The 12,316-nt window shown below is 48.5% G+C and carries 10 protein-coding genes; 8 read left to right on the top strand and 2 right to left on the bottom strand.

Annotated features, from left to right (window positions below; genetic code table 11):
• Positions 1 to 88 precede the first annotated feature (88 nt).
• Positions 89 to 625 (bottom strand): UpxY family transcription antiterminator, encoded by a 537-nt coding sequence (locus HU824_RS12415; RefSeq protein WP_176468996.1) that lies wholly within the window; start codon positions 623 to 625, stop codon positions 89 to 91.
• Positions 626 to 1,240: 615 nt separating this feature from the next.
• On the opposite strand from HU824_RS12415, the gene HU824_RS12410 reads away from it, so the two are divergent.
• The 7 genes from HU824_RS12410 (at position 1,241) to HU824_RS12380 (ending at position 9,775) form a co-directional block, all read left to right on the top strand.
• Positions 1,241 to 1,600, top strand: a complete 360-nt coding sequence (locus tag HU824_RS12410) for a hypothetical protein (RefSeq protein WP_136010831.1) — start codon at positions 1,241 to 1,243, stop codon at positions 1,598 to 1,600.
• A 417-nt stretch (positions 1,601 to 2,017) separates the two neighbouring features.
• The gene (locus HU824_RS12405) at positions 2,018 to 2,782 is read left to right on the top strand and encodes a glycerophosphodiester phosphodiesterase family protein (protein WP_176468993.1); all 765 of its coding nucleotides are present in this window, start codon (positions 2,018 to 2,020) and stop codon (positions 2,780 to 2,782) included.
• A 341-nt stretch (positions 2,783 to 3,123) separates the two neighbouring features.
• Positions 3,124 to 3,972: a diaminopimelate epimerase gene (dapF, locus tag HU824_RS12400; protein ID WP_176468992.1), complete on the top strand. Its 849-nt coding sequence runs from the start codon at positions 3,124 to 3,126 to the stop codon at positions 3,970 to 3,972.
• Between the two features lie 27 nt (positions 3,973 to 3,999).
• Complete coding sequence (locus HU824_RS12395) at positions 4,000 to 5,232, top strand: LL-diaminopimelate aminotransferase (protein WP_136009622.1); 1,233 nt, start codon at positions 4,000 to 4,002, stop codon at positions 5,230 to 5,232.
• Positions 5,233 to 5,260: 28 nt separating this feature from the next.
• A complete protein-coding gene (locus HU824_RS12390; RefSeq protein ID WP_136009623.1) occupies positions 5,261 to 5,986 on the top strand; it encodes a hypothetical protein in 726 nt (241 codons plus the stop codon).
• Positions 5,987 to 6,064: 78 nt separating this feature from the next.
• Complete coding sequence (locus HU824_RS12385; RefSeq protein WP_176468991.1) at positions 6,065 to 8,254, top strand: glutamine synthetase III; 2,190 nt, start codon at positions 6,065 to 6,067, stop codon at positions 8,252 to 8,254.
• A 225-nt stretch (positions 8,255 to 8,479) separates the two neighbouring features.
• Positions 8,480 to 9,775, top strand: a complete 1,296-nt coding sequence (locus HU824_RS12380; protein ID WP_176468990.1) for a S28 family serine protease — start codon at positions 8,480 to 8,482, stop codon at positions 9,773 to 9,775.
• A gap of 89 nt (positions 9,776 to 9,864) precedes the next feature.
• On the opposite strand, the gene HU824_RS12375 is transcribed toward HU824_RS12380, so the two are convergent.
• Complete coding sequence (locus HU824_RS12375) at positions 9,865 to 10,440, bottom strand: HdeD family acid-resistance protein (RefSeq protein WP_176468989.1); 576 nt, start codon at positions 10,438 to 10,440, stop codon at positions 9,865 to 9,867.
• Positions 10,441 to 11,136: 696 nt separating this feature from the next.
• On the opposite strand from HU824_RS12375, the gene trpB reads away from it, so the two are divergent.
• Positions 11,137 to 12,315, top strand: a complete 1,179-nt coding sequence (trpB, locus tag HU824_RS12370; protein ID WP_176468995.1) for a tryptophan synthase subunit beta — start codon at positions 11,137 to 11,139, stop codon at positions 12,313 to 12,315.
• Position 12,316: the final 1 nt, after the last annotated feature.

Raw genomic sequence — 12,316 nt, 5'->3', positions numbered from 1 at the left:
TTCTTCTAAAAGAGACATGCTATTTTGATTTATGATTTCAGAGTTATGATTTATCTATCACCAATGACTAATCATTGATTATCGACGATTATTTGATTACTTCGATGAGGTCTGGATGGATGGTCGCAATGGCAACGGCGATGATACCTTGTATAGCAATCACTACACGACGGTCACGGGCACCTTTTACCTTTAGAAAAACACCTTCTTGACCCTCGAAGTCGCCACCGGTGATACGGACTTTCGTACCTTTGGAGAGATTCAGCTCTTCGGGTTGGAAATAGAGAAGATGGTCATTGTAGGTACCGGCGACGGCTATGAAACGCTGCATATCATGGTCGGGAATGATTATTTTCTGACCGCTACGGGTATCGGTGATATATTGCAAATAAGTAATTTGAGACTTAAATCGCTGCACTTCGGAAGGACGTGCGTGGACAAAAACCAGATTACGGATGACGGGAACCAAAGCACGGACTTTCCTGCCCCTACGGATACTTATCTTATATTGCATGGGAATGAAACAGCCAAGATTTGCCTTTTCGAGAAGATGCATAGCTTCAAGCTCCCTGCGGTATGTGGCACGCATGGCAAACCAAACTTCGGTCTCTTTATCCATTTCTATTCTTGCTGATTTTACTTAGAAAAAGGTATTCCTTGGGGGCTTTGAACTACCATTACAAAACTGTAGTTCAATCACTTGCGAGCATTTTATGGGAAGTTTGACAAGCAATATGCTCTTCTTGTCAACAGATTCTCTGCGGTTGTTCATTACCTTTTGGTAAGAGACTATAAACGAACGCATTAGAAACAAAAAAGCGTTTTTTAATCGTACGTTTAATGAACACCTATTTCAAGCCTTTACAAAGCACATTCGGAAAGCTAAAAACAAGAAAAATTTAACTGATTATACATGTTTCATATACTACTGATATTCAACGCAATGCGACTATTGCCATTCCTCGTCAGGAACATTTTTCTATCAAACATTTTGTCATTACAAAAAACGTATCTATCTTTGCGTTCATTAAACGTACGTTTTTTAAACAGTATATCATCCTATATATCAACCACTTAAAATTAATTCCCACACATTTTTCTCCAAGTCCCCCTATTTCTCTCCTACTTTTTACACTTTCGCATTTTTTAACCAGATTAAAAAACGGTTAAACGAACGAAGAATTACACAAATGAAAGAACTCAAAAAAAGAAGCATCTCAACAGTAACGAGCAGAGAAGCATGTCGTATCAATCTGATACACAGAAACCAAGAACAACGAAAGTAAAAGAACACTGCTCCATAGTGGATGAAAAGCTATTGGCAGAACGGGTTTACTACGGAATCCAGACCCATGTTTATGTAGGTTACTTAAAAGCCTTTAAATCAGGCTATTTTGAAGGCACAAAAATCAGGAGAATAACGGATATAGCCAAGTTGCTCGTAGCATCCGAAAACTTCACAAAGAGAGCCAGAGGAGAGCAAAACCCTTTGACTTACAGCACCATAATCACCGAATTGGAGAAGGTATGGGTCATCATAAAACGGGAAGACACCACACTGATTGACCCATACGGATATGATGTAAGGATAAATCACTGATAGTTCAGCACCCGGAAAGGCAGTAATTTTGCCGCCGTCAGCAACCGGACAGAAGGGCTACACCTTTCTCGTCGGATGGTGTAGCCTCAACAAGGCAAGGGCGTAGCCATCCGTACTGAAAGGAGTAGCCCTTTTTCATTGCTGATTATCAAACATTTACCAACCATAAGAACATGAAAAATGGGAAAAGAAAAAACTGAATTTGAGGAGCAATTTGTATCCAAAACAGAAAAAGCAAAAAAGCTATGGGAAAAACGGATTACGGAAAACACGACATTGAGCATGGAGTCTGTACAATGAAATGAAAGCCCGCATCGTGATGCCCGGAAAGTACATACTGAAATTACTCAGGGGTTAGATTTAATAAAAGAAATATAATACTTATCTTTGTGTCCATAACAAAACACCCTAATCATTATGAATCTGAAAAAACTATTTTTTGCTTCTGCCCTGCTCTTTGCTGCGTGCGGCACTATCCAGGCCCAGGAAGTCATTGCCCACCGTGGTTTCTGGACAATAAGCGGTTCGGCACAGAACTCCCTTGCCGCACTCGTAAAGGCCGATTCCATCCACTGCTACGGCTCCGAGTTCGACGTTTGGCTCACCACAGACAATCAGCTGGTTGTCAATCATGACGCCACCTTTAAAGGCGTGACTATGCAAGATGCCACAGCCAAGGTATGCACCGCCGTACAACTGGACAACGGCGAACAACTCCCTACCCTGCAACAGTATCTGGACAAGGCAAAAAGCCTGAAAACCCGCCTTATCCTCGAACTGAAAGCCCATAAAACTCCCGAACAAGAGACACGTGCCGTAGAGGGCATCGTTAAGATGATTAGGAATATGGGGCTGGAAAGCCGTACCGAATACATCACCTTCTCCAAACATGCCACCAAGGAGTTTATCCGTCTGGCACCCAAAGGCACCCCCGTCTACTACCTGACCGGTGACCTTACCCCCAAGGAGTTGAAAGCATGGGGTTGTGCCGGTCCCGACTACCACTTCAGTGTCTTCCAAAAACATCCTGAATGGATAAAGGAATGCCACGAGCTCGGCATGAAAGTAAACGCCTGGACTGTAAACAAAGCCAAAGACATGGAATGGCTCATCAGCCAAGGAGTAGATTTCGTCACAACCAATGAGCCGGTAACATTGAAAACAATTTTAAAGAAAAAATAGCCGTTCCTTATACATTTAGAAATAAAAGCCAAGCAAACCGCTTCATCATGTCAACAATGAAGCGGTTTACTGTTTTCAAAAAGGTAGCATTTATTCATATAAGCAATCTTTTTTCTTATTCCGAATCATGCCACGCTTTTATATTGATTACAATTTATACAAAAAACAAAGTTATATGCTTTCAGATTGAAAGCTCCGCTACACATATTATCATTGAATGAAAGTTTAACCGCAAATAAATAGAAAATGGATATACTTTTCATTTAATCATAAAACAAAACGTCGTATATTTGCATCGAAATAAAACAAAAGGACGTATTAATCAACCAACAAAGGACAAAATGACAAGAACAATAAAATTCACCAAGATGCATGGTGCCGGAAACGACTACATTTATGTAGATACAACCCGATTTCCCATCGAACATCCGGAAGAACTTTCAAAGATATGGAGTGCACCACATACGGGAATTGGAAGTGACGGTCTGGTACTTATAGGCACTTCGGACAAAGCCGATTTCAGCATGCGGATATTCAATGCCGACGGCTCGGAAGCCCGGATGTGCGGCAATGCAAGCCGTTGCATCGGAAAATATCTTTTTGACTACGGACTGACCTCTAAAACGAAAATCATGCTCGACACACTGTCAGGTATAAAGGTGCTAAACCTGCACTTGGCAGACGGAAAGGTCAACTCTGTAACCGTAGACATGGGCATACCTGCCGACGAACCGGCAGACTACGACGGCAAAGGTGCCAAACCGATGAAAGAACAACCCATCGAAGTGGACGGAGAACGATATGCAGGTACCACCGTATCCATGGGAAACCCGCACCTGGTCATCTTCGTCAATGACATAGAGGACGTCGACCTTCCGGTAATCGGCCCCAAACTGGAAAACCATTCCCTTTTCCCCGAACGCATCAACGTAGAATTTGCCCAGATATTGGGAGAAGGAAAAATAAGGATGCGTGTCTGGGAACGAGGCTCGGGCATCACCCAAGCCTGCGGAACCGGAGCTTGTGCCACCGCCGTTGCAGCCTTCCTCACCGGACGCGCAGGAAGAGATTCTACCGTCATCATGGACGGAGGCTCACTCAACATCCGATGGGACATCGCTACCAGACATGTCCTGATGACGGGGGAAGCCACCAAAGTATTCGACGGAGAAATTGAATTAATTGACTAACCACCAACTATCAACCAAGAAAAGATTATGGCATTAGTTAACGAACATTTTTTAAAACTACCGGGCAGTTATTTGTTTTCAGACATAGCCAAGAAGGTAAATACTTTCAGGATAACACACCCAAAGCAGGAAGTCATCCGTCTGGGTATCGGAGACGTTACCCGGCCACTGCCGCCGGTCTGCATCGAAGCGATGCACAAGGCGGTGGAAGAGATGGCTGATGCGCAGACATTCCGTGGATACGGTCCCGAACAGGGATACGACTTCCTGATAGAAGCCATCATCAAGCACGATTACCTTCCGCGAGGCATCCATTTCAGTCCTACGGAAATCTTCGTAAACGACGGAGCAAAGAGCGACACGGGAAACATCGGTGACATTCTGCGCCACGACAACAGCGTGGGAGTGACCGACCCGATTTATCCGGTCTATATAGACAGCAACGTGATGTGCGGACGCGCCGGAGTATTGGAAGAAAACGGCCAGTGGAGCAACGTTACATACATGCCTTGTACCGCCGAAAACAACTTCATCCCGGAGATTCCGGACAAGCGCATCGACATTGTCTACCTCTGCTATCCCAACAACCCGACGGGAACCACCCTGACCAAGTCCGAGCTGAAGAAATGGGTAGATTATGCGCTCGCCAACGACACGCTGATTCTGTTCGATGCCGCCTACGAAGCCTTCATCCGCGAAGATGATGTGCCCCACTCCATCTACGAGATAAAAGGAGCAAAGAAATGCGCCATCGAGTTCCGCAGCTTCTCGAAAACTGCCGGATTCACGGGAGTACGCTGCGGCTACACCGTTGTGCCGAAAGAACTCACCGCCGCCACGCTGGAAGGCGAACGCATCCCGCTGAACAAGCTCTGGAACCGCCGCCAATGCACCAAGTTCAACGGCACCAGCTACATCACCCAACGGGCAGCGGAAGCCATCTATACACCGGAAGGACAGCGGCAGATAAAGGAAACGACAGATTACTATATGAACAACGCCCGCACCATGAAGCAGGGCCTTGAAGCGGCCGGACTGAAGGTCTACGGTGGTGTGAACGCTCCTTACATCTGGCTGAAAACGCCTGACGGAACGGGCTCCTGGCGATTCTTTGAACAAATGCTGTATGAGGCCAATGTAGTGGGCACACCGGGCGTGGGCTTCGGTCCCAGCGGCGAGGGTTATATCCGGCTGACGGCCTTCGGAAAGCATGAAGATTGCGTGGAAGCCATGAAGCGCATCCGGAAGTGGCTGAAATAAGAAAACTAAACTTAAAAGTAAAAAAGGTATGAAAACAAGAAGTATAAAACGGGGGATAATGGCAATGATACTCTTATCAATGGCAATGCCTTTCACGGCAAAGGCTCAGGATAAAGTGGAAGCATCGGTAGGCGTCGACCTCGTAAGCGGCTACGTCTGGCGTGGCCAGGATTTGGGGGGTGTAAGCCTTCAGCCAAGTGCATCCATTGCCTACAAAGGTTTCTCTCTGGGGGCTTGGGGCTCCGTAGGCATCGAGAGTTCGGACACGAAAGAGTTCGACCTCATACTGGGATATTCGACAGGAGGCTTCAGCGTATCGGTGACGGACTACTGGTACAATGTGACCGGAGATGGAGCGACGGCCAAATACTTCCGGTATGGAGCACACAATGCAGCCAACTCACATCTGTTCGAGGCGCAAATCGGTTATGATTTCGGCCCCGTAGCCGTAAACTGGTACACCAACTTTGCAGGCGACGACGGCGTTGACAAAGACGGTGACCGTGCTTATTCATCCTACATCTCCGTAGCAGCCCCCTTCACACTGGGCGGTCTGGACTGGACAGCCGAGATAGGCGCTACCCCTTGGGCCACGGACTTCTATGAAGCCAACGGCTTTGCCGTATGCGACGTCAGCCTGGGAGTATCAAAAGACATCAAAATCACCGATTCCTTCTCCCTCCCGTTGTTTGCCAAAGCAACCTGGAACCCAAGGTCTGAAGGTGCTTATTTCGTAGTCGGACTAAGTTTCTAAGATGAAAAAGCAATGAAAAGAAGTTTTTTTCACTCTAACATAGTTTTATTAAACCAACAATTACAACTCTAAGGTATTATGTCAAAATTGAGATTCAGAGTAGTAGAGACGGCGTTCAAGAAGAAACCCGTTGCAGTGGCAGTCCCGGCGGAACGTCCGTCAGAGTATTTTGCCAAGTATGTATTCAACAAGGAGAAGATGTTCCGCTATCTGCCAAGCAAGGTGTATGCCAAACTGACGGATGTGATTGACAACGGAGCCCCGCTAGACCGCAGCATAGCCGACGAGGTTGCCGCAGGTATGAAGAAATGGGCGGTTGAAATGGGGGCGACCCACTATACTCACTGGTTTCATCCGCTGACCGAAGGTACTGCCGAAAAGCACGATGCCTTTGTGGAACACGACGGCAAAGGCGGCGTAATGGAGGAATTCTCCGGAAAGCTGCTCGTACAGCAGGAACCGGATGCATCCAGTTTCCCGAACGGCGGTATCCGCAATACGTTCGAGGCACGTGGCTACTCGGCATGGGACCCCTCCTCCCCGGCGTTCATCATGGACGACACGCTCTGCATCCCGACTATTTTCATCGCCTATACCGGTGAGTCTCTGGACTACAAGGCACCGTTGCTGAAAGCCCTGCGTGCCGTAGACAAGGCTGCCGTCGACGTATGCCACTATTTCAATCCGGAAGTAAAGAAAGTGGTTGCCTATCTGGGCTGGGAGCAGGAATATTTTCTGGTTGACGAAGGGTTGTACGCCGCCCGTCCCGACCTGCTGATGACCGGACGCACGCTGATGGGCCATGACAGCGCCAAGAACCAGCAGTTGGAAGACCACTACTTCGGGGCTATCCCCAGCCGCGTGGCCGCTTTCATGAAGGAACTGGAAATCGAAGCGCTGAAACTCGGCATCCCCGTCAAGACCCGTCACAACGAAGTGGCTCCCAACCAGTTTGAACTGGCTCCCGTCTTCGAGGAATGCAACCTGGCCGTAGACCACAACATGCTCATCATGGCTTTGATGCGTAAAGTGGCACGTAACCACGGCTTCCGCGTACTGCTACACGAAAAGCCCTTCAAGGGTGTCAACGGTAGCGGCAAGCATAATAACTGGTCGCTGGGTACGGACACCGGTGTCCTGCTCCACGCACCCGGCAAACTGCCCGAAGAGAACTTGCGTTTCATCACCTTCGTAGTGAATACGCTGATGGCCGTATACCGCCACAACGGATTGCTGAAGGCCTCCATCTCCAGCGCCACGAACGCCCATCGTCTGGGTGCCAACGAAGCTCCTCCGGCCATCATCTCTTCCTTCCTGGGCAAGCAGTTGAGCCAAGTGCTGGAGCATATCGAAGAGAGTACAAAGGACGACCTCGTCAGCCTCAGCGGCAAGCAAGGCATGAAGCTGGACATCCCGCAGATTCCGGAACTGATGATAGACAATACCGACCGCAACCGTACCAGCCCGTTCGCCTTCACCGGCAACCGCTTCGAGTTCCGCGCCGTGGGTTCCGAAGCCAACTGTGCCAGTGCCATGATTGCACTGAACTCTGCCCTTGCCGAGCAGTTGGTGGAATTCAAGAAAGATGTGGACGAACTGATTGAAAAGGATGAACCGAAAATTTCCGCCATCCTCGAAATCATCCGCCGGTACATCAAAGTCTGCAAGCCTATCCACTTTGACGGCAACGGCTACAGCGACGAATGGAAAGCCGAAGCAGCCCGCCGCGGCCTGGATTGCGAGACAAGTGTTCCCGTCATCTTCGACAACTACCTGAAACCGGAGAGCATCCGGATGTTCGAATCCATCGGAGTCATGACGAAGAAAGAACTGGAAGCCCGCAATGAAGTGAAATGGGAAATGTATACCAAGAAAATCCAAATCGAAGCCCGCGTGCTCGGAGACTTGGCCATGAACCACATCATCCCCGTAGCTACACAATACCAGACCGATTTGGTGGACAACGTCTACAAGATGAAAGACCTGTTCCCCGCAGAGAAGGCTGCAAAACTATCTGCCAAGAATCTGGAACTCATCGAAGAGATTGCCGACCGTACTGCCTTCATCAAGGAGCATGTGGATGCCATGATCGAGGCACGCAAAGTGGCCAACAAAATTGACAGTGAACGTGAAAAAGCCATCGCCTACCACGACAACATCGTACCGATGATGGAAGAAATCCGTTACCACATCGACAAGCTGGAACTCATCGTCGACAATCAGATGTGGACGTTGCCCAAATATCGCGAGTTACTGTTTATAAGATAAAGGATAAGGGATGAAAGATTAAGGATTAATAGAATGGACTTACCTTTCATTATTTACCTCTTCATTCTTGGTTCCTTATCACTTTCTTTTGTTGGTTGTTTTAAGTTTGCAGGGAGAGAGGTGCCGCGAGGCAGTTCTCTCTCTCTTTTTTCGTCCATGCCAACTGTTGGCAGTAAGCAGGAAATAACCTATCTTTGCCCGTCAGATAAAAACAATCTTGTCATCATGAAGAATTTACGTAACTGCTATGCAGCGTTCCTGTTGTTTGCCTTGCTGTTTGTTTCGGCTACTGCCTGGGCACAAACCGATTTGCAGCAAAAACTGAGTCAGATTTCCGCCATTACGGAAACCCGTCCGTTGGAGTCCACCCGGTTCTCCGAGAAGTATATAACCTATTTCACCCAGCCGTTGGACCACGACCATCCCGAAAAGGGCAGCTTCCGACAGCGCGTGATTGTCTCCCACGTCGGTTTCGACCGTCCTACGGTGATTGTAACCGAAGGCTATGGAGCCGCCTATGCCCTCAATCCCAAGTATCGCGAGGAACTTTCAGAGCTGCTCGATGCCAACATGATTTTTGTGGAATACCGTTATTTTCTGGAATCCACCCCAGAACCAAAAGATTGGCAATACCTCACTGCCGAGAATTCTGCAGACGACCTGCATGCCGTCCGCAACGCCTTTAAAAGCATCTATCCCGGCAAATGGATTGCAACCGGCATCAGCAAGGGCGGGCAGACTACCCTGCTCTACCGCACGTTCTATCCGGACGATGTGGATATTTCCGTGCCATACGTAGCTCCGCTCTGTTATGCGGCGGAAGACGGACGCCACGAACCTTTTCTCAAGAAAGTGTCTACTCCGCAAGACCGCAAACGAATTGAAGACTTCCAGCTGGAAGTGTTGAAACGGAAAGCCACGCTGCTCCCCCGCTTTGAGAAATATTGCGATGAAAAAGGGCTCAAGTTCCGTGCGCCCGTTGAAGAAATATACGACTATTGTGTGCTGGAGTATTCTTTCGCCCTTTGGCAGTGGGGGTCTCCCGTCAACAGCATTCCCGCAACCACGGCTCCGGACGATGAGATATTTGCCCATCTGCTCGACATCAGCAACCCCGACTATTTCATTGCCGACAGCCCGACAGCCTCGTTCTTCGTGCAGGCTGCCCGCGAGCTGGGTTATTACGGCTACGATACGAAGCCTTTCAAGAAATATCTTTCCATCCAATCGAGCAAGGCTTACCTGCACCGCCTCATGCTTCCCGAAGAGCTGAAAGACATGCCCTTCGACAAGACCCTAAGCAAGAAAATCACGGAATTCTTGAAAAAGAATGACCCGAGAATGATATTCATCTACGGACAGAACGACCCATGGACGGCTGCTGGAGTGACCTGGCTGAAAGGGAAAAAGAACATCCATGTATTCGTCGAGCCCGGCGGAAGCCATCGGGCACGCATCAGCACTCTGCCTGAAGCAGAAAAGAAACAAGCGATGGAGCTGATTAATGAATGGTTGAAATAACAAAAAACGGATGGTCTGTGTGGCATGAACAGACCATCCGTTTACTCCTGACAGACCATCTGTTCCACCTCAACAGATGGTCTGTTTTTTTATTCTATAATTTGTGCATCCTCAATATGGTCCACCGCCTTTGCAGAAGCATCCGGTGTCTTTGGGCGGCAGCGCGTAAACTTAAACCAGTTCAGCAGTTCCGAAGCCGCATAGACCAGACTACTAATACCGATAATGATAAATGCCGTGGAACGTACTCCCATAGGATTGAACAACGCAACCAGACCGGCAATCAGAATCAATACAGGCACCGTGTAAAAGCCATACGGCACCGGCATCCAGCGACGGGCGGCGGAGAGCGAGGCAATCTGTTGCACTCCTCCCATCAGCAGGACAAATCCCAATACAAATGTTAGCAAATCGGCAAAGAAACCGGGCATGATAATCAGCCACAAGCCAAACAGCAGGCTGCCCATCCCCTCGACAGGGAAACGACTGCGCATCTCCGTGCTCTGTGCAAAGTAGCCTATGATACTGATAAACGAAGGCACCAGGAAAACGACACCTACCGTAATCACCAGGTAATCACCGGCCTGGTCGGGAAACATCACCAGCACCAAACCGATAACCAGCGCACATATTGCGCGCAAAAATGAATAACTTAATCCTTTCATGAGTCTATGTTTTTTTGCGAAGATACATCTTTATCCGAATAACTCCGCACGAAAATTCCGAAAAATCAGTTTACATTCAACCAGGCATTCATATCTTCGGCCACAAAAAGCCAGTATAACAACAACAGTACAGCAATAACTACACCTATGGCAACTAAATGTTTTCGATTCATAGTTTGTTCCTTTCTTTTTTTGAATGAATACTCATTTTTACTATACCTATAAAAACAATATTCCAAGAGAAATGTTTTAATCCGAAAAAAAGTCATATTTATTTTGGCAGTTAAAACAAAGTGCTTATATTTGTCGCGAAAACGAAGACAGGCTGCACCTCAGCATAAAAAATGAACAAGTTCATTTTATTATACGTTCGGTTTGCACTATATTTGCCTTCGATAAAATCAAAAAAGTCAATGAAAACAATGTTCGTAAATACATATTGGTGGTGGCACCCGTTACAACTCCGACAGTCGTAAGGGAGCAGTGCTCGTATGTATATATGTAATATATAATAAAAAACAAAAAGAGCCCTGTCGCACCAAGCGACGGGGCTCTTTTCGTTTAGGCAACAATGTGTTTTTGATAACACTGAAAGCCACGAAACCGGTGCCTGAAATAGATTAAATAACAAAAAAGGGAATCAGTTTCAACTCCCGATTCCCCTAAATAGTAAATAGTCAAATAGTAAATAACATGATGGATTTCTTAGTTGACAAAGAAGGTTATTACGGAGAATTCGGTGGGGCATACGTCCCCGAAATCCTCCACAAGTGTGTAGAAGAGTTGCAGAATACTTACCTCAAGGTGCTGCAAAGCGAGGACTTCAAGCGTGAATACGAGCAGTTGCTTCGCGACTACGTGGGACGCCCTTCCCCACTCTACCCGGCACACCGCCTGTCCGAGAAGTACGGTTGCCGGATTTACCTCAAGCGTGAAGACCTGAACCACACCGGCGCCCACAAAATCAACAACAGCATCGGGCAGGTCTTGCTGGCGCGCCGCACGGGCAAGCGCCGCATCATCGCCGAAACCGGAGCCGGACAACATGGGGTAGCCACAGCCACCGTCTGCGCATTGATGAATATGGAATGTATCGTCTACATGGGCAAGACCGACGTGGAGCGCCAGCGCGTCAATGTGGAGAAGATGAAGATGCTCGGCGCCACCGTCGTACCCGTCACCAGCGGCAACATGACGTTGAAGGACGCCACCAACGAAGCCATCCGCGACTGGTGCTGCCATCCGTCGGACACCTACTACGTGATAGGTTCCACCGTCGGCCCGCACCCATATCCCGACATGGTGGCACGCCTGCAGTCCGTCATCAGCGAAGAAATCAGAAAACAGCTCCTTGAGCATGAAGGACGCAGCTGTCCCGACTACCTCATCGCCTGCGTAGGCGGAGGAAGCAACGCAGCCGGCACCATCTATCACTACGTCAACGACCCGCACGTGCAAATCGTCCTCGCCGAAGCCGGCGGAAAAGGCATTGAAACGGGAAGGACAGCCGCCACCATCGCCCTCGGCAAGATGGGCATCATCCACGGTTCCCGCACCTACGTCATCCAGAACGAGGACGGACAGATAGAAGAGCCCTATTCCATATCTGCCGGACTGGATTATCCGGGCATCGGCCCCATGCACGCCAACCTTGCCAAGCGGAAACGTGCCATCGTCCTCGCCGTCAACGACGATGAAGCCATCCGCGCCGCCTACGAACTGACCCGGCTCGAAGGTATCATCCCCGCATTGGAAAGTGCCCACGCACTGGGCGCGCTGGAGAAGATGAACTTCAAGCCGACGGACGTAGTGGTGCTGACTGTCTCGGGAAGAGGAGACAAGGATATGGATACCTATTTGAGTGATGAGCTATAAG

The organism is Bacteroides sp. L10-4 (assembly GCF_013373675.1).
Classification (GTDB): Bacteria; Bacteroidota; Bacteroidia; order Bacteroidales; family Bacteroidaceae; genus Bacteroides; species Bacteroides muris.
This window is presented reverse-complemented; position numbering and strand designations above follow the sequence as displayed.